The sequence below is a fragment of the Candidatus Nitrosocosmicus oleophilus genome (assembly GCF_000802205.1).
GTDB classification, from domain to species: domain Archaea; phylum Thermoproteota; class Nitrososphaeria; order Nitrososphaerales; family Nitrososphaeraceae; genus Nitrosocosmicus; species Nitrosocosmicus oleophilus.
This window is the reverse complement of sequence record NZ_CP012850.1, coordinates 154946-175964: the sequence shown is the minus strand read 5'-3', so window position 1 is coordinate 175964 and position 21019 is coordinate 154946. Positions and strand designations below refer to the sequence as shown.

The window sequence follows — 21019 nt, the reverse complement described above, 5'->3', positions numbered from 1 at the left end:
ATAGATGATAGATATGCATTTAGTAAGAAATTTGACGGGCGAACATGATCAATATTTTTAGCTCGCAATCAATCTTGCCTTTTGACACTACATTATTATTTGTTTGAATATTTTCAAGTTTTTCAGGATTAATAATCCCAAAATCCTAGTGATACCATTAATATGTTAGCGGTAGAGTAATTATATATTGGATTGCCATGAATTTACTAATTGGTGTTTTTCTGGAAGAATTAAGAAATTTAGTGGGAAACTTTCACTTTATGAAAATAACGAAGGCACTTTGATTTTAAACGGAGATCCTTTTCTTATTGTTGAATTTGATGAATACAAAAAATTTCTAAATAAAGATCAGTCAAAGAATTATGTATGTTTATTGGGAACTACGTCGAGTATTTCATCTAATGATGTTATAACCATCATAGGTCATGAAAATCACAGGCATATTGATGATTACATTACCATTAATATTACGGTACAAAATTGTTTACCGGGATGTCAAGTATCAGGTTTTGCAAAAAAGAATTAGTCAATCATAATTCTGGTTTATCTATGGAAAGCGAAAGTATTTTTTTCTACTATTGATTTGAGAATCCTATTTAAAATATCAATACCAGAACTATTCCTAACAGACGTAAACTGTCATTAACTAATGATGCAATTTTGAACTTATTTTAAATATATTAGAGATGAAAAAATACGTTAGTATGATGGTATATTTCCACCTGTAATATTAAACATATTGACGATAGTACAAAGTAATTATGAATCATGTATTGTCCTAGATAACATGATTATAAAAGAGGAGGAGGAGGAGGTTAGTTAGTATGCCAGGTTGTTATTGCTTATTGGAGTTGCTTTTATGTGATATTTTAAAACATAATCAGGATCTTTGTTTATAATTGCAGTGTATTTGTAAATCACCAAATTAATATTAACAGTATCCTCTTTACCATCATCGGTAATTGCAATATGACTTCCATTTCCAAAATTATTAGTTTGATTATACTTTTCAGATATCCAATCAAGAATACCTATTTTTCCTGTTTTTTGAACATAATAAGGCTGAGAAAACAAATAAAGGGTATCTGATATTGGTATTACTAATGAGATATTTTTTCCGTTAAACCTGATTGTTTGTCCCTCGTCTACCTTTTCGTTAACAAGTAGATCTATTGATTTATCATTTATATCAACTGAAAAATTCCATAAACCTTTTCCGAATAGATTCTTATCATTGTTAATAAAAAGGGAATCAAAAGTTATATTGACTAAAACTTTGGAGGAGTTGGAGACATCATGAACTGTATCATTTTTTGTGACTGAAAATCCATCATACGAATAAGCTTTTATTGGAATTGTAGAAAAGATAATAAAAATAAGAGCTAAAGAGGGACCAAAAATTTTTTTGAATTGCATTTGATCATACATTTCCAAAATATATGGTAATGAGAGTATTTATGATTATGTTAATATCAAAGAATTCAAATTTCTTATTTGTTTATTGTCTTTTACCTTTAGCAGAACCTTAAAATTAATTTTAATAAATAATTTACTTTTAAATATGAATGAAAGAATATGTGTGGTGCGGATAGTGCAATTTCGGGTTCCGTAAATCAAGTCTTAAACATGTTAAAGCCATGGATTCTTTTACCTTTCTCTCTTTTTCATTTTTCTCTTTGCGCTTTACGGCAATTGCCTGTAAGGTAACTAATTCTACACCATTTGTTCGATGCCTTTTAGGTGGTATAATATGATAGCATGATGTTTAGTTTTATGATAATTATTACATAATGGATACTTGTATTACGCTGCGTAATATATATTAACATGTTATAACATATAGTAGTATGACAAATTCAAAAAAAATAATAAAATTGCCCATAGTTTGTACAACAAAGCCAATTCGAAAAATCTTCAAGCGCTCATCGTCTAGTGCAGAAACTATCTGAAATAACTTTACGTAGGTGTAAAAGGTTAATATGCAAGCGTCCCATTGTCTAGAGAACAATTACAATGTAGATAATAATTTTTGTACTGCCTTTGATGAATTTAATGATATAAACAGGAAATTATTTGGTGTACCTGAGATCGATAAACTCTTATCTTTTTCAGATAAGAAAAACATTTGTATCCAAAATCAATCCCGTCAAAGCAGTAATTTTTTGAATCGTGTTATTGCAAGAATTTGCATTGATTATCATTCATGTAAAACAAGTGATAAAGATAATAAGGTTGAAAAGAAAAGAACCATTCTAATAGATGCAGGAAGCGGTAATAATCTAGGAAGTTTCTATATCAATTTAGTTAATCAAACAATAAAGAAGGAAACAGACCTTAACAGTATCCTTGATGGGATTATCATTGCGAGAGCCTTCACATTTTCGCAATTGGCTAATATGTTAATTTATGAACTTCCCAAGATAGTAAAAGAAATAGGTAACAAATTACAGATCATTGTATTGGATCTGTTCGATACTTTGGTTTCTTCAAATGTAAAAAGTAGAATGAAAAAATTTGAGAATAATGGTTATTCAGAAACACCAAGAAATGCTATTCAAGAGAATATAAACATAATCAATGAAATGATTGATGTTTTGATCGGTCTTTCAGTAAAATATTTCGTAATTCTAACTTGCGATGATTGTGGGAATATTAAGGACAATTCTATAACATTCAAATTCAATAACGCTATCAACATAAAGTGCTCTACCGATAAAAATAAAAATAAAAATAAAACTGAACAGATTTTTAAAATAGAACAAATAGTAGCATGCCAGAACAACAATTCTATAAATATAGTTAATACCAAACAATTGGCATATCTAGACAGGGATAAAGTCTTCCCACCAACAAGATTAGTTAATTTGAGTGAAGCCTGATGGGTGGTCCTGTCTCCTCATTTAGAATGTTAATAGACCTTGAAAGATCAGAATGGATAGATTTTAAAAAAGAACTCTGTAAAGCAGACAGACAACGATTTGATAGATTGTTTTCAGTCCCTAAACTATATCATTATGCGTCATCTAATTTATCTAATCCAACAACTATTGAACCAATTATTCTAAGTCTTATTTTCAACAATTTCAAGATAGTTCATGGCACATTGACTACATCGATACAAATCGAAAACAACAATATCAAAGATGAAGATTTTCAAGTCTGTCAGTCAAGCAAAGAATCAGAAATTGAAATACAAATTGGATTTAACAAGATAATACAGGATTGGAATAAATTCATTGAATGTCTTAATGAAGATGATGAATTTATTTTCATAAAAATGATAAGTAATTGCTATGACCGCTACCATAAATCAATCAATTCAAGTATCAAAGAGAATTCAGATTCCATTCCTTCCAGACATTTTGCGTTTATTATGGCTCTGATTCTTTATCAACAAAAGCAGATCGATTCACATCTAACAAAATAATTTTTGATTGTAAATACCACTAATTTTTGAATTTCAGATTAAATTCCAAAGTTTATTGAGAATAGAGATAGGAAGCTCGTCAATATCTGTATAAGAAAATATGTATGTAAAATGGAAGCGTACTCTAAGTAAATGATATAGGAAAACGACGATCTTTTTTCTTTCTATATGATATTATATTGTTACAAGAAACATCGGAAGCACAAGCATAATAGTATACAAGATACACTAAGTACAGTAGAGACAGTAAACTAAAAGATCTAACTAATTGATACGTTTTGTATTTCTTTAAGCATTGTTTAGTTTTTTGTAGACCGACTGGGTACCCAACCGTACAAATGAGACTTATTATCTGCATTTTCAATCTTGATAATTGTTTCACCAGCCGAATTAGAATGATATGTATGAAAAGACAAACCTATTTGAGCCATTCTGTTTGTTATATAAATTAAGTATCATTATTATCAAAAAAGATGATATATTCTTGAATAATTGATTAAATGATTATTTCATAATTCTCAAATGAATTAAGTATATCATTTATTAACTTTAGTTACCAATTTCTTACCATGTCCTAGAGAAATAGTATTGAAGGCTACATTCATGTGATAAGTATCTATCGTCAAAAACAATAGATTCGCAACTACTTGTTCCATTGGTCATAGGCACAAAAGCATGAGACTTGAAAACTCTAATCATGGTGTTGACGGCGCCATATCATATTGATGCCTTTAATACTTCTCAACTAGGATTTTGTTATTAAACATGTTGGTGTATGTACTAATCCTCATAGAATATCCTTGTCTTCACACGGGATGATTAGACCAATCTAAAACCCTAGCACCACTAGGAACTTTAACAATGCATGACGACTTGATCATATTGATGTATTATGATTTCATGAATGGTAAAATAATTCAAGGTATAAAAAGTAATGACAAAAAAATAGTTAATTATTAACTATAAGGTAATTCAGAGGAAAGTCCACTGAAGAATGAAAGTGTTTCACCTAAATCTTTGCCACCTGTAGTCCATACAATTAATGTTTGCGTATCGCCTGTTCCTTCTTGCCCACCTCTCAAGTCTTTAAAGTCATACGTATTGTCAACAGTAATTCCTGCACCTGTTATCTGTTGGATGTAGTCATCAATATTTTGTGTTGGTACCATCAAAATTCCTACTGTGTCAATATTGCTAGAGTTTGAACTTGAGGAGATGGCTGTACTAGACGGTGTTACTGATGATTGAATATTTCCAACTGTTACGGAACCGGTCATTGTTACACCGGGGTCACCTTCTGCTTCATAGTTATACGCACCTGGATTACTAAATGTAATATGATTTGATGCTTGACTATCGACTATCTCTCCAGTATTAAAAAATGTAGTGCTCCCATCAGTGTCCTTAACTTCTATTGTACGTTCATGACCTACATCACCATTAAACCATTGTACGGTAGTACCGGTGTTAATTACAGCATTTTCTGGTACAAAGTGTTGATCCAAAAATCTGGCTTCGTTATCTTCGCCAGCAGCATGATGACCTTCATCAGGAATAAGGATAACAAGATTTTTTATATTATTACCTAGCGTCATTGTTTTGGTGTTAAAAATGTTTTCTGCATTAATATTTGGCTGCAAATCAATACTACCAGTAGAATTTGTTTGCGCAAATACATTATTAGAGAAAACATACAAGATGGGTCCCGATAAAACCAACATGCCGGCAATAGCTAAAAGTAGACGTATATTCGATAAATTATTTTTATTATCCATTAGTAAGAAGGGAGCTTGAAGTTACATAAAAGCTACTCTCATTCTAGAGAATGAGAATTAGACCGTCATTTCACCTTGTTAGCGAATGAGGAAGGGTGAGATTTGATAGTAAGTTACATTGGAACCATATTATCACGAGGGAGGGACTTTCCCCACAGGATGAGCAAGGCTACCTGGTCATACAATTTGTTCAACAATGGACAAGACTACAAGACTGCCTGCCTTATTATGGAATTGCCTCTTTTATAGGCAAAGGAATCTCATTGGTATTTCCTTCAGATGTTATGTTAATCGGATTAAGGCCTTGACTTTTAAGTTTCTGTGAACCATTCTTAGAAAGCATAAAGTCTACAAAAGAGATTGCACCGTCCATATTCTTCACCGTCTCTGGTATGGTGATTGAGAACTCGACTGGTTCACCGTAAATTGTTTTTTGATCGGATTGCAGTGTATAATTTGCAAGTTTATACAAATCAGAATATGTGGGATCACCTAGATTAATTTCCTTAGGTAAAGTGATGTAGGGAAGATCTCTTGATATAGCCTCATGCTTGTATGCTATGACTGCATCCAATGAACCAGTTTCTAACACAGTCTTGAGTGTTTCTTCTGGAAATATCTGTTTGGGGTTTCTATCCTCTCCAAATGTTCTATTCTTGATAGATGAATCATTGTAATAGGAATTTGCTAATTCAGCGGTAATTATTCCATAGTATCCTTTTGGATCTAACTCAGGATCTGTTCTGCCAAATTTGAAACCATCTTGAGAAACAACTTCGTACCAAGGGATTTCACCCATTCTTGCTCTCTCTAAGTCACCAAAGTGTGGACTATTGGGCGAGTAAGCAATTACAATTTCAGCTGATCCAAACTTTAAAAGCCAATCTACTAAGGGGGGAGTAGTGTTCATTAGCCTTGTCATTGGTACCGTTCCAGCACTAACAAATACATCAGGTGCCCTGAATCCATCCTTAATCAAATTTGAAACTTGAACAGAGCCTTTTCCTTCTCCGATGTATGGATATCCAGATTCACTTTGAAACGCAGGTCCAATTACGTCTTCAAATATCTTTACAAGCGACCCAGCATACATCACAAGAACTTTATCTTGATTATTGCCAACTACAGTTCCTTTTGCACTTGAAAATTCACCTAGTAAATGTGCCGAATATAATCCAATGATAACAAAGAGTATTAAGGATAGACTATTCTGCTTCTTGTCCATAACTAAACAGCTAATTACGATATTTAATATAAGAATCCTGTTATCATCAGGAACTTAATCCATATAGATGAGAACTAACCGATAAGTAAGGTTTCTTTTAATGTCTAACAAATTAGTCATAGATCCGTAGAGTTACGATGTATATCATTATGACTAATCAACCCAAAAATGATCATAGAACTAACTCTCTCAACATAGATCATACGATGTTTTTATTATGTTGGCAAGATCTCAAATATTGTGAAGATCCTTAATGCAAGTCCTGAGATTCCTGGCATGACTAAGGAGGAGGCTGATCGATTCCTCGAAAGCAAATTAAACTTACAGTTTGCTACCATTGATGATAAGGGCGATCCCAACATTCAACCTGTATGGTTCTACTACAATAAAGATGAGAAAAAACTATTCATTATGACAGGTAAATCAACTAATAAGAGTCGGAATGTCCGAGAAAGACCCAATATTTATTTTTGTGTTGAAGATGGAAACAGTCCATATAAAGGTGTAAAAGGCAAAGGTGTAGCTACCATTTTCGAAGACCCCAAGATCATCATACCTACAGTAGAAATGATAATTTTGAAATATTTAGGATCATTAGATCATCCGGTAGCAAAAATTATTATGGATCGTTCAAAGAGCGAAGAAGGTGTAGTCATCGAAATAAATCCCAAGTTCTTCTCTACATGGGATTTTGGCAAAACCAAATCATAACCAATAATACCATTCTAATGCCCATCTCTGGTATAGTCTCTGGTATATCATGTTACATTGACAAAATTTATGGAAATGTTCTCCAATTCAAACTGATTAGAGTTTAGCCACCCTGTTTCAATACACGTCTTCTCACTTCTTTTTTTATCTGAAGTGACGATAATAATCTCTGACAAATTGGTCAAAAGATATGTTTTCGTCCTGTAATCTGTTCAATCACATCGCTAGTTTGTGACCCATATACACCTCTAATAATAAAGTTCAAACTATCCATGATAACATCAATCAGCCAATCGCTCACACCATTCTGCTTCATTCCGTTGCGGGCGTATCTCCAGTGATATCTATGTAAGATATTTTCCTTCCAATTTCTTTGGACAAGATTTCTGCAGCTTGACTATAAGAAAGCATATCTTGACTAGTAACATTAAATGATTTATAATCATAAGTATATTGGTCCTAGTCGAAAGTAAGTATCTTTACTGCCACAGTCGCAATGTCTCAAGCATTTACAAAACCAATTTTTACGTCATATCAGTGAAAGTAGAAAACATTTTGATTTCTTTTGGTTTGACCAAATAATTTACAAAATTCTGCATGAATGAAGTTGGACGTAAAAAGGTGTGTGGTTTTTTTGATTCTTCTATAATCTTTTTTTCTTGTCTGTGTAATTTTCCCATTGCATACCCAGGTTGAGCATCAGAATTCATTACTGATAATTTTACTATATACTTTATTCCATTATTCTTGGCTTCTTTTACTAATTTAGATACTATATCTACGGAATTAGGCAAAGGTGTTGTTACTAGAAAAATCTTTTGAACGTTAGCAAGAGCTTGAACTGTTTTTCATCCCAAATAGTCTAAATTTACAAATTCGATACTTTGATTAACAATTTGTTTGAGAGTATCAATTTTATTTGGAGAGTAAATTGCAGCTCTAACAATACCTTTCGTGACTTTGGAAAGTTGTCTTACAACTTCGCTTCCAACAGTTCCGATAGCACCAGTAACTAGAATAGTATCGACCATATTACGTATCCTTCTATCTAATTAAGATAGAATTGAATCAGTAGTTTAGTCTTCCAATGGAAAATATTTAGTAATACTGCATTCCTTACAATTCAATGAAACTTTAATCGAATGACGTCTTTATATCGGTTGTAATGGAACCCTGTTATCACAATAAACATGATCTCAATGGATGAGAGTTTGTAGAATTATTTCTGAGCCATTATGGATAGTTTAACGACATACTCTGATGGTGGTCCGCATCCAGGTGGACTTGTCGTTCCAGGATAGGTTTTTTCTATATTGTGTTGTTCGTTAAAGGCAGTTGAATTTCTTAAAAATTCCGACGATAAAGGTATCTCATCTATGAATACCAAACCATTACATCCTCCTGGAATTAATCCTGGTGATAGGGACCTAATGACGTTTGTCGCCTGAACCAAATCAGAAATATTGTATGATGGTTCCATTAGTTGATTAAGCGTATCTCTAAGATTGATTATTGTAAATGATATTGTACTGTCTGCCTTATTTAGTCCCAATATTTCTACTTTAAGGGAATCATTTTCATTATTCATTATAAAAGGTCCAATTCTTAGATTTGTTGTTATGTTTGAACCATCTCCTCTAGCTCCTAAATATTTAGTTGCGGTTAAAGGATTGTCATTATTCTTTTGACCACTTATGCCAACGTATAAAATATCGGAAGTAGGAGCACGTGCTTCATTGACCAATAAATTTTCCATTGACACATAAATTGTTAAAGGACCATGAAGACTGGGGTCATATTTGGTCAATATATTTGCTGGATAAACGTTGTTTGATCCTGATGTTGACAGGTTCTTAGTTAAAGTCATATTATTATTATTCGAATCGTCAATCAAAAGATCAAAATCAACATTACCACCATTAGATTTATTTGATAATGGAGAGTCTATCCATTTTCCGATTATTTTACTATTGTTATTTGCTAACGTTCCACTAAAAATGTCTGCAATGGTACTTGGCTTAACATTTGGAGCTGCAGTACCTAATATCCAAACCGTATTATTTGCTTGTTTAACATCATAAATTGTCTGCTTGTCTGACAAGTAAATACCACTGATGTCTATGCTATTATTAGTTGACGATTGTGCATCCGCATATATTACAAAAATCATACAAGAAATTGACACGAAAATAAGCATGGTGCAATAGGTACTACTCTTTCGCATATTTTATGACCTTTATATATTCCCTCTTGTAGGATTTAAAGTTAAATCGAAGGGAAAGGACTTTCGTTTCATTTATACATCAAAATCTCCACCAGTTTATATTCTCCAGATTTTAGATATTTATTATGGATTAATTTGCATTATTGTAAAATAGAGATTGTTTAACACTAATTTTAGATCATGATGATATGAACTGGATACCAAGTATTAATTTAAAGGAAATAATGACTTTTTAATAATAATCAAACTTCATAATTGAATCAAAGGATTTAGTTAGAAATACGTTATAGTGGTTAAACATTATTAATATGATCCCTAAGATTAATTTGTTTATATATTTCCAGGATCACACAGTACATCAATCACCATGACAAAAAATAAGGGAAATACACACAACTATCATTTAATTACAGCAATATCTTTAGGTTTAGGAATAGTCAGCATACTCTTGTTATCTTCAAATCATTTAAACTATGCATACAGTGAAACAACTTATTTCATAAAGAGTAAACTTAATGGCTTGGTTCTTGATATTCCAGGATCAGATCCACGTCCCGGTGCTTTTATACAAACTTGGACACAAAATAATGGCTTGGGTCAGCAGTGGACAATTACCGGTGATGGTTTCATAAAGAGTAAACTTAATGGCTTGGTTCTTGAAATTCGTGCATCAGATCCACGTCCAGGTGCTTATATACAAACCTGGCCACAAAATAATGGCTTGGGTCAGCAGTGGACAATTACCGGTGATGGTTTCATAAAGAGTAAACTTAATGGCATGGTTCTTGAAATTCGAGCATCAAACCCTCTTCCCGGTGCTTTTATACAAACTTGGACACAAAATAATGGCTTGGGTCAACAGTGGACTTTAGAAAAACTTCCCGAAAGTACATCTAATAACTCATTCAACGTGACCAATTGAATCGCGCCGGGTCACGGAATTGCAACACTGTAATTATCTCTTTCATGGTCAAGGGAGGAAGAGGAGGTGGTTTTTAGCATAATGTCCACAATAGAAATGCTAATTGTAATCCAGCCTATCATTATTAAGAGGTAGACTACAACAGTAACAAAATTGATAAGTCCTAATACTACGTAATGATGTTTGTTACTCCTTATTCGGACTCATTATTATGAATGGGTTTTGAATGATCTCTTATTACTTCTTTCAGGATACCTTTTACTTCTTTAACATTCTGTTTATATAGTATCATTTTTCCACCTACTTTGGTACAATAGATATTAACATGCCATACATCGTTATCGATATTTGGAAAATCAGAACGAAAGTGCGCACCTCTGCTTTCTTTTCGCATAAAAGCACTCCTTATTATCGACTCGCATACGACCAAAGATGATCTGACTTCCAAAGTCATAATGAAATTCTTGATGAGGTTTTCATTATTTAATTCATTTTTTTGAAATATCCGAATCTGAGAATAAAACCTATCCTTTAAAGCTAGAATTTTTTCTAACCCTTTTTGAAGACTTGATGCACTTCTTACTATTCCTGCAACTTGATCCATTATATCTTGTATTTCTTTGCGAAAACTTAATGGGTTATCCAATACAACAAAAAGATCTTTTTCAAACTTTTGTATGTCATTATATGCTTCCGACTCTGAAGGATTATCTTCTTGTGGGGTCGGTAACTGCTTTGCAAAAATCGAGGCTTCCCTCCCAGCTATTTTTCCAAAAACCAAGGTATCTAGTAGACTGTTACCACCTAACCTGTTGGCACCATGAATCTGACTTATTACCTCGCCTGCTGCGAATAAACCCTCAACTTTTGTTTTGCAATTTATGTCTACTGATAATCCGCCCATAGAATAATGTGCAGTAGGACCAACTTCCATTTTCTCTCTAGAAATATCGACTCCGGCTATGTCCTTGAATTGTTTATACATCGTGGGCAATCTGTCCAAAATTTTTTTTAAGGGAAGATGAGTGACGTCTAACCAAACTCCTTTATGGACAGTACCTCTTCCTTCTGCTATCTCGTTGTAAATAGCTCGTGCAACTACATCTCGAGGACCCAGTTCCATCCTTTCTGGATAATATTCTTTCATAAACCGTTCATTTTTTGAATTCAGTAAAATACCTCCTTCTCCTCGGATAGCTTCAGTAGCAAGTGTACCTAATGAATTTTCAGGCCATACCATACCCGTAGGGTGAAATTGAACCATTTCCATATCTACCAAGTCTACTCCTGCTTCATATGCCAGATCAATTCCTTCACCATAGTGTTCATAATTTCTAGAACTACTTATCGAATAAACTCTTGTATATCCACCTGAAGCAAGTATTAAAGATTTGCAATTAAACTTTACAAGTTGTTTGTCTTTGATGTCCATGCCGATTGCTCCTTTTATTTTGGATGATGAAGAATTTGGATGTCCATCCACGTTTTCTATGTTGTCTTTAAATAGCAACTTTGTAATATAGACATTATCCATGAGATCGATTTTTCTTTCCTTGACTTGTTGCATTAGTACACGGATTATCTCATCGCCAGTCCAATCTTCATAAAAAACAGTTCTTCTGTATGTATGAGCTCCAAAGAAACGTTGTGTTAGTCTACCATCTTCCTCCATATGAAATCTAGCACCCCAGTTAACTAATTCAGAGACAGCTTCAGGAGCACTCTTGCAAAGAATTTCAACTCTCTCATAATCCGCAATATGTTCGCCTTCTATTAAGGTATCAGAGGCATGTATCATCCAGTTATCTTTGGGGTCCATAATACCAAGTGCAGCATTGATTCCTCCTCTTGCAAGTACCGTATGAGGATCACCTTGTTTACTCTTGCTAATTAGAAGAACAACTGATCCATTGTCGTGAGCCTCAATCGCAGCTCTTAAACCGGCAGAACCACCACCAATAACTATGACATCATAAAAATAATTAGTCTTACTACCATTATTTTCAATCATAATTGTGTTTTATGATAAAGATATTTAACAAATATTATGAATTTAATGCAAACTATATTCAATGAGTAGTAGCAAAAGTTTTTAATATAACATAATGGTTGAAACTAAAAGTTTAGATAACAAATTAAGAATTAACAAATCCCTTAATCTATGACGATAAAGTTAGATAAAATAAAACTAAGGATATTTATCGACATCCATGGACAATGATCAAGATTTGTCTAGTTTGAATACTTTCAAACTCTAAACCTAATTATGCCTGCAATTACCCTTGGTAGAGAATTTAAGTTATTACTATACCAATTATCATTTTTAGAAATAATATTATGCCTATATGTTCTTGTTTTGAGATATATGCTTTATCTCATTCTCGAGATAATATTTATATTAAATTCAAGATTTCAAACAATGATTATTTTCATGCAGAATAGTATATAATTTACAACTCTGATTACTATTTGTAATATTAGAACCCCAATTATCGCAGGAAACTTTATCCCTATGACTGAGAATTGTTACTTATAAGTAGTCATTGAATGATTGGTTAGTGCAAAAAGAAACAAAATATTTGAGAAGATTGATTATATATAAAAAAGATTTAGAATACTATTAAGAAAAGTATTAAAGAAAAATAAAAAAATAGTAAAAATACTGTTAGCCAACTATAAGATATTGACTAATTGTCAAAGCAAAATTGTGGGACTAAAAAATAATACTTTGTTTCTTACCTCCCAAATAATCTGTCACAATTATTCTTGCCCATTATCTCGACACATTGATTATAGATGCCCTCATCACCAAAATCATTAAATGGATTGAAAGGTTGTAATGGAGAAGAATCTCCAGGATTCTGTGGTAAAGTATAAGGAGGGAGTAGAGGCGTGGTATTTTTTACCAAATCCTGATGTGATTCCTTCTTTAATACTACCGGAACATTTAGTGTACTGTTATCTCGATAAATAGTGAGTTGTGCACTATCTCCTATCTGTTTTGTAGAAAGTGCTTTTTTAATATCATCTACCGATCCTACAGTGGTATTATCAATTCCAATTATTATGTCTCCTCCAAGCTCTACTTGGTTGCCATCAATATTTGAGGCGATATATCCTCCCCTAACCCCCGCGCTCTCTGCTGAACTATTCCTAAGGACGTCAATTACTAAGAATCCTTTACCTCCATTAGTAATATTAGAAGGTACGTTCATCTGTAAGGCTACTTCAGGTGTAACGTTAATACCATTAATACCAAGGGCTGGTCTATCCTCTTGTGTTTCTTGTACAAGTTCGCTGCCTAAAACTGTAGATGCAGGTCTATCTGCCAAGGTTAAAACTTTTTCTTCTATTTGCCCGTTTCTTACAATTGAAAGAGTGACATTTTCTCCAACCTTCTTTTCTTTATCTAGATAAGAAAGTAGATCATCTATTTTTCTAATAGGCTTGTCATCAATTCCTACTATTACATCTCCTCCAAGCTCTACATCTCTTCCGTCTATTTTTGTTAATATCGATCCTCCATGTATGCTGGCCTTATCCGCAGGACTACCAGCGGTAACCTGTATAACGAGAAACCCGGTAGTATTCTTAAGGTCCATTATTTCCGCAATGTCTGCATCAATGTCTGTTCCCGATATCCCTAAATAGGGGTGTTGATATTCCCCTGTAGTAATAAGGGATGGTACTACCTTCTGTATTAGGTAAGAAGGAATTGCAAAACCTACTCCAGAGTACACACCTGTAGCAGAGAATATAGCTGTATTGATTCCTATTACTTCACCATTCATATTTAGTAGCGGTCCACCGGAATTTCCAGGGTTTATTGCAGCATCTGTTTGTATAATATTTGGAATTGAAAAAGCAGGTGAATCTTCAACTAGGGGTATTTGATCCATTTCAGGAGATAAAGCAGGAAGTAGTCTTCCCAAGCCACTTACAATTCCTTCAGTAATAGATGCTGACAATCCAAATGGATTACCAACAGCGGCTACCCTTTGTCCTACACTAACATCAGAAAAGTTTCCTACCTGTAATGGTACTAGCTTCTCACTCACTTGGGTATTATTTTCTACTGGGATCTTTAAAACAGCTATCTCGGAGTAAGGGTCCGTACCTACAACTTTTGCTTTATATGTGGAACCATCAGTCAACGTTATGTCAAACTCTTTACTAATATTGTCTCCCGCCACGACGTGGTAATTGGTAACTATGTGTCCTTCCTTATCATATACAAAACCCGAACCAAGCCTAGACTTGCCCGGTATATCTGATTTTTGTGTCACTTGAACTACAGACTGATCCACCTTATCGTACAGTTTAATTAAATCCTCTTCTGCAGGTTGACCCGAACTATTACTTGACGATAGAGTATTATTATTTATATCTACATTTGTAAAACTGTCATCAGTATTAGGCATATCTGGCGATACTTGTTGAGCAAAAGCGCTAACAAAGATCTGACCGCTCGTAACCATCGTATCAATTGTATTCGGTACTAGATAGAAACCTAAAGACAATGCTACAACTATGGTAGAAAAAGATAGAACTTTCCTTCTATCATTTGTTATTTTATCAAATAGCATTTAGATGTATTATTGTTAATTATCATATTTAAAAAGTACATATTCACGTGATGTGTCTCATTTATTGAATTCAAAGCTCGAAGATACTATATAAAAACGAGACTAGGGATTACTAGTTTAATCGATAAATTATCGTTTGACTTACATCTAGGCAAAAATGTAGAATCGGAAATGCTTTACATGATCTTAATCAACAATTTCGTTGTTCCTAGGCAATCAAAATTTGCTAATCTTTTGAATTATGGAGTGTATTGCCCGCAATGATTATTTAATATATCATAGCATTTAATGCATCGAAATGTTGGGAGACAAAAACCTTACAGTAAATATTGCTGCTAAGGATCTGAGTATAGCCAAAAAATTTTATGAAGAAATACTGGGTCTGAAACAGGTTGGGGCCGAAGGATTGAGCTCGATATTGCTCAGGAGCGGTACTACTGACCTCCTCATTTATCAGTCACAATATGCTGGAACCAATCAGGCTACAGCAGTAACTTGGTATGTAGGTGAGAATATAGAAGATATTGTACCAACACTGAAATCAAAGAATGTCACCTTCGAACACTATAGCCGCCAGAACGTAACAATAGAAGGGGATATTCATATTGATGGTAAGATGAAGCTTGCCTGGTTTAGAGATCCCGATGGCAATATTCTAAGTATTGTTAATGAAAGATGACACACAAACATGAGCGGGAGCATAGGTGTGTGTTAAAAACTCTAATTTATCAGTAAACTGTAATAATATAAATCCAATTGCTACTAGGAACTTAATTACCACCGATGGAAGCTGTTGCTAATACACAAAACGATCCAAGTCTAAAAAATAATATTATTTAAAAAATTAATGTATTTGTTTGATATGAAAGTTTGGGTCTCCTCAAGGGGTGTTAACATGAACTATATTTGGTAACGTTATGCCTGTAACGCTGTTTGCAACTAATTGAAGTGTTATTGCAGTATAATTGCCTCTAGCTACATCCCCGCCCGTTGCCAACATAGGAATATCTGGTTTTTTCTCCATATTCTCTATTCTGTTGAGCTTTTTCTAAAATACCTTACATTAATTCCATTAGCTTTATTTTTTTGAAAAAGTGATTTGTTCAGTCGTATCTACCATGTTGCTATATAGTGATGCGTTACTATTAATAGATAATGTATTCAATCTTGAATCATGTTTACGCAAACCGTTATAGAAAATTATTTTCTTTTCTCTATCTCAAATTAATCATTGATAATAAATCTATTCAAAAGATTAAATTTGAATACATGGATACCTATTCTATGAATAAGCTGGAATTTGGAGTACTAATATTCAACAAAAAAAGGTTTGGAGAATATCTTAAATGTCCATAGGTGGAGATAATTATTTTCAGAGAGCTCTTGTTTTTCAGGGTGGAGGAGCATTAGGCGCTTATGAAGCGGGTACTTATCAACAAATCTATAGGAAAGCGAGAAAGGAAAGCTTGGATGGAAGATTGTTTGATATAGTAGCAGGCACTTCGATAGGTGCGATAAACTCAACTGTTTTGATTGGGCACTATCTAGAAAATAATAGTTGGGATGGCTCAGATGAGAAACTTTTAGAATTTTGGGAAGGACTTATGTGTTCATCAATAGCAGACAGCTTATTTCACAGGAATTCATTAGTTCGAATCTACTGGGATAATATGAAAATACTCAATCAGGATTTGGCTGATGCAGAAAATGCTAGAAGGTTTTGGTCCATTTTTGAATTTGCTTTTAGTCCGCGTGGAGTTCCAAATATGTTTAAATCTATTCCTCATTTAGGTTCAAAATTTCTAAATCCGTTTACCGATTTCTTACCATGGTGGAAATATGATTTTACCCCATTAAAAGATTACTTATCAAAGTTTGTAGATTTTCCTATAAAGACTCGATTAGAAGATGGACAACCAAGACTATTACTTACTAGCGTTGATATTCAAGATTTTAGTTCTACTGTAGTGTTCGATAGCTATGAGAAATTACATGATGCACCTGAAAAAAATGATCATAGATTGGATGATAAAGGTATAGATAATAGTACTCTTGGTTATGACTCCGAATTAGACAATAATGAAAATAGTAGCAAGAATATCAAAAAAGGTAGATGGTATTCTGAATACGGAAACTCTGAGAATAGACACTTGATTTTCTATGACGGTATAGGAGTAGATCAGGTACTAGCCAGTGCTCTGGGTAAATACGCCATGAATCATTCTCATATTGAAGATTCTCATACTGGAACTACACGACAACTTTGGGATGGGGGTTATCTTAGTAACACTCCATTAAGAGAACTTTTATCAGCACATCGAAATTATTGGATGGAATATACAAAAATTAATCAAAATAAGATAGAAGCCAAGGAGAGCTGCACCGCCTTGATAGCCCGCATTCCAGAACTCGAAGTATTTATAGTCAACTTGCATCCTCTTACACCTAGAGATATTCCCACAGACAAGGATCTAGTAGATGATAGGGAGAACGATATTTTCTTCCACGATAGAACTGCATATGATGAGCAGGTAGCATATGCTTTTACAGACTTTGTCAACATGACACGAGATCTTATAAACCTTGCAAGGTCCAAAGGTCTCTCTACCGAAATTGATGAGATCTTAAACAAAAAAGCAAAAACGATTGCACGAATAGGTGAATACAAATTCACAACTAACAGAGATCTCTTTTTGGGAAAACCTAGAATATCCAAGGTATGGAGAATTGATAGGCTTGAAACTCCTGAGGCAACATTTGGCAAAGTTACAGACTTTACTCCAAATAGTGTTAGAAAATTGATACAAGCAGGTCAATTTGATGCCCGGATTTCAATTGACAGGATGGAACTAATATTTGGAATAGAAGATTTAATTTCAGAAGGTATTATGTCCATGGAAGAAGGCGATGAGATCATTAATGAAGCTAGAGAAGTTATTACAACTGAACAATTACTCTATAGAATGAAAAAAGATGAGGTAGTTCATGCTTACAATAAATACAAAGAAAAGATTTTAGCCAAGGATTTACCAGTCGAATGTAAGGAGATATTGTTAAATCCTGGAAGAGACATTGTTAACTTAGTTTCTGAAACACATGGCCAACTATAAAGTAATTATATTTTTTTATAGATAGGGAAGATCCATGAATGTACTTTCATTCATTAAAGTTGAAATGCAACTCTATTTGAAGATAACATAATAATTCAAACTATTTACTATCGAATCGATATCAATACCGTAACTCATACTAGAATCAACAACAAGAAATAATCTTTTTGTATGAGACAAGTATGAAATTTTCTTTGAATGATGAACTTTAATTGTGGTATCTGTCAAAAAGAAAATTCCTTTAATTGTGAATCTATCTCCAATTGGAAAGACTATGCCCATGATCGTTATTCACTGACAGAGCGAGATGAATTTCAACTATACTTTTGATCCCTTCTATAGTTATTAGGGCCCTTCATGTCCTAATACCAATGGTTAATCCTAATTTGCAAGAATATTTTGAGTCAATGAAATTTGACACGTACAATACAGCATCTTCAAATTAAAAATTTTGGGGGAATATAGATGAGTGATAATAACAAGGCTATGAGAAAATTAAAACTACATGTAGGAATGTCCATTGATGGCTGTATTGCAGGACCCAATAATGAAATGGACTGGATAGACTTTACTTGGGATGAAAAATTCCGAGAATATGAAGACAGGTTACACGAACCAGTTGATACCATTCTCTTGGGAAGGAAAATGACTGATGACTTTATAACAACTTGGTCTAATTTTGTGAAAAAACCCGATGACCCCTGGTATCCATTTGCTAAAAAAATGATAGAAACACCAAAGATTGTTTTTACTAAATCACTAACCAAATCTGAGTGGCCAAATACTGAAATAGCAACTGGCGATCTAAAGGAAGAAATTACAAACTTAAAGAGCCAAGAAGGTGGCGATATCATAGTTTATGGTGGTGCTTCATTTGATTCTTCCTTGATTAAAGAAAACTTGATTGATGAGTATTATTTGTTTATCAATCCTGTTGCAATTGGGAATGGAAAGACCATATTTGGGGACTTGAAAGAGGTTCGTAAACTATCCCTTGTTGAATCAATAGCATTTGACTCTGGGACAGTTTTGCTCCACTATGAAGTAAAGAGAAATTAAAACCAAAAGGATTGGGAAAATAAATGGAAGCATTAGTTGTTGCTTATATCTAATATCCTGATTAACCTTTCTATTTATGTTTGAAAATTTCAGATCTTTGTATCCAATGTATTTTAAAACATTTTAATAATATGTTGGGACACCTAACAACTAAAAACTTACACTGAGTATTACTGCTATACACATTTAATCACAATAGTTAACAAACTGTCAACAAACTTAAACAAGCTATCATAAATTTAAGCAATTTATAAAATAATCAATGAACGAAGTGAAAAAAATTCCAGATGGGTATCATTCCATCACACCTATGTTAATAGTAAAGGATGGACTAAAGGCAATTGAATATTATAAAAAAGTGTTTGGAGCAATTGACAAGGGAACCATGATGATGCCGGATAACAAATCCGTAGCTCATGCAGAATTACTGATCGGTGATTCAAAGATTATGCTATCAGATGAATTTCCAGAAATGAAAAGTTTATCGCCTACAACCATTGGTGGAAGTCCAGTATCGCTGTATCTATATGTTGAAGATGTGGACAAAACATTTAATCTTGCAGTAACTGAAGGGGGAAAATCGTTATTCCCGGTTCAAGATCGGTTCTATGGTGATAGACATGGAACTATCCAGGATCCGTTTGGACATATCTGGTCAATAGCGACACACATCAAGGATCTAACAAAAGAGGAAATGAAAAAGGCAGCTGAAGAAGCATTTTCAAAAATGTGCAACTAATTTGGTTAAGGAATACAGTCTGATACTATCTAAATTTGTACATAGAATCTAATCATACGAAACGCGTTGTTAAACATCTAATATCAAATATTAAAAATAGAGGACAGGTCTAAATCAATAATATTGACCAGATTGTTTACATAAACGGTATCTCATAATAATTCATTTTGAATATTCAGTATTTGAAAAGTGTAAATAAATCTTGAAATATCCTGTTTGGACCTCCTTTATGCGGAAAATTGCAACGGAAACCCGCACACTCCTCATCGGATGTCATATCAGAATAAATTTTGTTGATTCTTTTCTGTGACCGATTACAGCAAATTATCAGAATTTCCAAAAACTTCTTTGTAAGCCAATTCGTTTAATGGTTTGCGATTTTTCCTCTTCCCTGTAATGGACTTTTTAGGATACCCAAAACCTACCACCGCAGAGATGCTCAAACTAGATGGGATATTGAAATCGTTTCTCATTTTATCTTCTCTTATCCCAGTATATAATCCTGAACCAACAGCGTTGTCCCAGGCAGATAATTGTATATTTTGTATAACTCTTCCTGCATCCAGTACATGAAAACCGTATTTTGGATCTGTTAATATTATGATAGCAAAATTTGCTCCAATTATCCATTGCCCGCTAATACTATCTTCAGACAATTTCTTTAGGTTATTTTTTTCCTTTGTTACTATGAATCTCTAATGTTGAGTATTTAGGCCACTGCCACTATACCTGGCAGAATCAAGAATTGTAGATATTATGCTTGACGAGACATTCTCATCATTAAATTCTCTTATATCCAGTTTTGTGGCAATACAATCTATAGTATTCATACTCTGAAATATATTAAGAATCATACATATTTAAGAAATTTCAGTTTCTTTTTAGATATTTATGAATTCGTAAAGAAAAACAGATCAAGATAATTGAATTCTGATTTTTCAAAAGTCTTCAATATATGTGAGGTTTATATATTGTGCCTATGTAGATTTGGGATTTTAGTTTGTACACAAGATTCTCAAAACTTCTGTGATAAAACAGGAAATATTTAGATGGAGGAATTGCATCAAGGGGGAGATCAATCTTTTTCTCCACAGAGGGACTAGTATGATAGTTAAAATTCAAGTAGTAAATGATTTCATCTTACCTCCAATTTCGTTACGGTTTGAAGTAACCATAATTTTTCAAACGTTGTTATGTATGCATAGGCTATTCTTTCGTTATCCGAATATGATACAAAATAT

The 21019-nt window shown here is 33.4% G+C and carries 19 protein-coding genes and 1 pseudogene; 9 read left to right on the top strand and 11 right to left on the bottom strand.

All coding sequences use genetic code 11. From position 1 onward, the window contains the following. Window positions 1-187: 187 nt before the first annotated feature. On the top strand, window positions 188-526 hold the full coding sequence (locus NMY3_RS00890; protein ID WP_196817080.1) for a hypothetical protein: 339 nt from the start codon (window positions 188-190) through the stop codon (window positions 524-526). 293 nt (window positions 527-819) lie between these two features. Here NMY3_RS00890 and NMY3_RS00885 read toward each other — a convergent pair whose 3' ends face one another. Further along, window positions 820-1416, bottom strand: a complete 597-nt coding sequence (locus tag NMY3_RS00885; protein WP_196817079.1) for a hypothetical protein — start codon at window positions 1414-1416, stop codon at window positions 820-822. A gap of 563 nt (window positions 1417-1979) precedes the next feature. Between NMY3_RS00885 and NMY3_RS00880 the strand changes: the two genes are divergently transcribed. Continuing rightward, a complete protein-coding gene (locus tag NMY3_RS00880) occupies window positions 1980-2879 on the top strand; it encodes a hypothetical protein (RefSeq protein WP_196817078.1) in 900 nt (299 codons plus the stop codon). Beyond that, window positions 2879-3427 carry a hypothetical protein gene (locus NMY3_RS00875; protein ID WP_196817077.1) on the top strand — a complete coding sequence of 183 codons (549 nt, stop codon included), beginning with the start codon at window positions 2879-2881 and terminating at the stop codon, window positions 3425-3427. The genes NMY3_RS00880 and NMY3_RS00875 overlap by 1 nt, the downstream gene beginning before the upstream one ends. A 956-nt stretch (window positions 3428-4383) precedes the next feature. Here the strand turns inward: NMY3_RS00875 and NMY3_RS00870 are convergent. Next, entirely contained in the window at window positions 4384-5202 is an 819-nt protein-coding gene (locus NMY3_RS00870; protein ID WP_196817076.1) for a cupredoxin domain-containing protein, read from the bottom strand. 226 nt (window positions 5203-5428) lie between these two features. Beyond that, on the bottom strand, window positions 5429-6427 hold the full coding sequence (locus tag NMY3_RS00865) for an extracellular solute-binding protein (protein WP_196817075.1): 999 nt from the start codon (window positions 6425-6427) through the stop codon (window positions 5429-5431). Window positions 6428-6667: 240 nt separating this feature from the next. Between NMY3_RS00865 and NMY3_RS00860 the strand changes: the two genes are divergently transcribed. Continuing rightward, on the top strand, window positions 6668-7138 hold the full coding sequence (locus tag NMY3_RS00860) for a pyridoxamine 5'-phosphate oxidase family protein (protein WP_196817074.1): 471 nt from the start codon (window positions 6668-6670) through the stop codon (window positions 7136-7138). Window positions 7139-7662: 524 nt separating this feature from the next. Here NMY3_RS00860 and NMY3_RS00855 read toward each other — a convergent pair. From NMY3_RS00855 to NMY3_RS00845, 3 genes and pseudogenes are all read right to left on the bottom strand, one after another. Next, window positions 7663-7968 (bottom strand): annotated as a pseudogene (locus tag NMY3_RS00855) (NmrA family NAD(P)-binding protein); the annotation flags it as partial. An 18-nt stretch (window positions 7969-7986) separates the two neighbouring features. Then, window positions 7987-8169 (bottom strand): hypothetical protein, encoded by a 183-nt coding sequence (locus NMY3_RS00850; RefSeq protein ID WP_196817073.1) that lies wholly within the window; start codon window positions 8167-8169, stop codon window positions 7987-7989. A gap of 188 nt (window positions 8170-8357) precedes the next feature. Continuing rightward, window positions 8358-9362 carry a hypothetical protein gene (locus tag NMY3_RS00845; RefSeq protein ID WP_196817072.1) on the bottom strand — a complete coding sequence of 335 codons (1005 nt, stop codon included), beginning with the start codon at window positions 9360-9362 and terminating at the stop codon, window positions 8358-8360. 367 nt (window positions 9363-9729) lie between these two features. Here NMY3_RS00845 and NMY3_RS00840 point away from each other — a divergent pair, with 367 nt between their 5' ends. Continuing rightward, on the top strand, window positions 9730-10284 hold the full coding sequence (locus tag NMY3_RS00840; RefSeq protein ID WP_196817071.1) for an RICIN domain-containing protein: 555 nt from the start codon (window positions 9730-9732) through the stop codon (window positions 10282-10284). Window positions 10285-10477: 193 nt separating this feature from the next. Here the strand turns inward: NMY3_RS00840 and NMY3_RS00835 are convergent, their stop codons facing one another. Both NMY3_RS00835 and NMY3_RS00830 read right to left on the bottom strand, forming a co-directional pair. After that, window positions 10478-12295, bottom strand: coding sequence for an FAD-binding protein (locus NMY3_RS00835; protein ID WP_196817070.1), 1818 nt, complete (start codon window positions 12293-12295; stop codon window positions 10478-10480). A 724-nt stretch (window positions 12296-13019) separates the two neighbouring features. Continuing rightward, entirely contained in the window at window positions 13020-14870 is a 1851-nt protein-coding gene (locus tag NMY3_RS00830; protein ID WP_196817069.1) for a trypsin-like peptidase domain-containing protein, read from the bottom strand. A gap of 298 nt (window positions 14871-15168) precedes the next feature. On the opposite strand from NMY3_RS00830, the gene NMY3_RS00825 reads away from it, so the two are divergent. Further along, window positions 15169-15549 (top strand): VOC family protein, encoded by a 381-nt coding sequence (locus tag NMY3_RS00825; protein WP_196817068.1) that lies wholly within the window; start codon window positions 15169-15171, stop codon window positions 15547-15549. A 201-nt stretch (window positions 15550-15750) separates the two neighbouring features. Here the strand turns inward: NMY3_RS00825 and NMY3_RS00820 are convergent, their stop codons facing one another. Continuing rightward, a complete protein-coding gene (locus tag NMY3_RS00820) occupies window positions 15751-15894 on the bottom strand; it encodes a hypothetical protein (RefSeq protein WP_196817067.1) in 144 nt (47 codons plus the stop codon). A gap of 322 nt (window positions 15895-16216) precedes the next feature. Here NMY3_RS00820 and NMY3_RS00815 point away from each other — a divergent pair, with 322 nt between their 5' ends. From NMY3_RS00815 to NMY3_RS00805, 3 genes are all read left to right on the top strand, one after another. Further along, on the top strand, window positions 16217-17980 hold the full coding sequence (locus tag NMY3_RS00815; RefSeq protein ID WP_196817066.1) for a patatin-like phospholipase family protein: 1764 nt from the start codon (window positions 16217-16219) through the stop codon (window positions 17978-17980). A gap of 465 nt (window positions 17981-18445) precedes the next feature. Further along, the gene (locus tag NMY3_RS00810) at window positions 18446-19039 is read left to right on the top strand and encodes a dihydrofolate reductase family protein (RefSeq protein ID WP_196817065.1); all 594 of its coding nucleotides are present in this window, start codon (window positions 18446-18448) and stop codon (window positions 19037-19039) included. A gap of 262 nt (window positions 19040-19301) precedes the next feature. Continuing rightward, complete coding sequence (locus tag NMY3_RS00805) at window positions 19302-19778, top strand: VOC family protein (protein WP_196817064.1); 477 nt, start codon at window positions 19302-19304, stop codon at window positions 19776-19778. A 314-nt stretch (window positions 19779-20092) separates the two neighbouring features. On the opposite strand, the gene NMY3_RS00800 is transcribed toward NMY3_RS00805, so the two are convergent. Next, the gene (locus NMY3_RS00800) at window positions 20093-20434 is read right to left on the bottom strand and encodes a nitroreductase family protein (protein ID WP_196817063.1); all 342 of its coding nucleotides are present in this window, start codon (window positions 20432-20434) and stop codon (window positions 20093-20095) included. A 39-nt stretch (window positions 20435-20473) separates the two neighbouring features. Further along, window positions 20474-20608, bottom strand: a complete 135-nt coding sequence (locus NMY3_RS16825) for a hypothetical protein (protein ID WP_257719995.1) — start codon at window positions 20606-20608, stop codon at window positions 20474-20476. Window positions 20609-21019 lie beyond the last annotated feature (411 nt).

Coding starts and splice junctions, on each gene's coding strand:
- NMY3_RS00885 (WP_196817079.1), bottom strand. CDS start 1,416: ATGCAATTCAAAAAAATTTTTGGTCCCTCTTTAGCTCTTATTTTTATT.
- NMY3_RS00880 (WP_196817078.1), top strand. CDS start 1,980: ATGCAAGCGTCCCATTGTCTAGAGAACAATTACAATGTAGATAATAAT.
- NMY3_RS00875 (WP_196817077.1), top strand. CDS start 2,879: ATGGGTGGTCCTGTCTCCTCATTTAGAATGTTAATAGACCTTGAAAGA.
- NMY3_RS00870 (WP_196817076.1), bottom strand. CDS start 5,202: ATGGATAATAAAAATAATTTATCGAATATACGTCTACTTTTAGCTATT.
- NMY3_RS00865 (WP_196817075.1), bottom strand. CDS start 6,427: ATGGACAAGAAGCAGAATAGTCTATCCTTAATACTCTTTGTTATCATT.
- NMY3_RS00850 (WP_196817073.1), bottom strand. CDS start 8,169: ATGGTCGATACTATTCTAGTTACTGGTGCTATCGGAACTGTTGGAAGC.
- NMY3_RS00845 (WP_196817072.1), bottom strand. CDS start 9,362: ATGCGAAAGAGTAGTACCTATTGCACCATGCTTATTTTCGTGTCAATT.
- NMY3_RS00840 (WP_196817071.1), top strand. CDS start 9,730: ATGACAAAAAATAAGGGAAATACACACAACTATCATTTAATTACAGCA.
- NMY3_RS00835 (WP_196817070.1), bottom strand. CDS start 12,295: ATGATTGAAAATAATGGTAGTAAGACTAATTATTTTTATGATGTCATA.
- NMY3_RS00830 (WP_196817069.1), bottom strand. CDS start 14,870: ATGCTATTTGATAAAATAACAAATGATAGAAGGAAAGTTCTATCTTTT.
- NMY3_RS00825 (WP_196817068.1), top strand. CDS start 15,169: ATGTTGGGAGACAAAAACCTTACAGTAAATATTGCTGCTAAGGATCTG.
- NMY3_RS00820 (WP_196817067.1), bottom strand. CDS start 15,894: ATGGAGAAAAAACCAGATATTCCTATGTTGGCAACGGGCGGGGATGTA.
- NMY3_RS00815 (WP_196817066.1), top strand. CDS start 16,217: ATGTCCATAGGTGGAGATAATTATTTTCAGAGAGCTCTTGTTTTTCAG.
- NMY3_RS00810 (WP_196817065.1), top strand. CDS start 18,446: ATGAGTGATAATAACAAGGCTATGAGAAAATTAAAACTACATGTAGGA.
- NMY3_RS00805 (WP_196817064.1), top strand. CDS start 19,302: ATGAACGAAGTGAAAAAAATTCCAGATGGGTATCATTCCATCACACCT.
- NMY3_RS16825 (WP_257719995.1), bottom strand. CDS start 20,608: ATGAATACTATAGATTGTATTGCCACAAAACTGGATATAAGAGAATTT.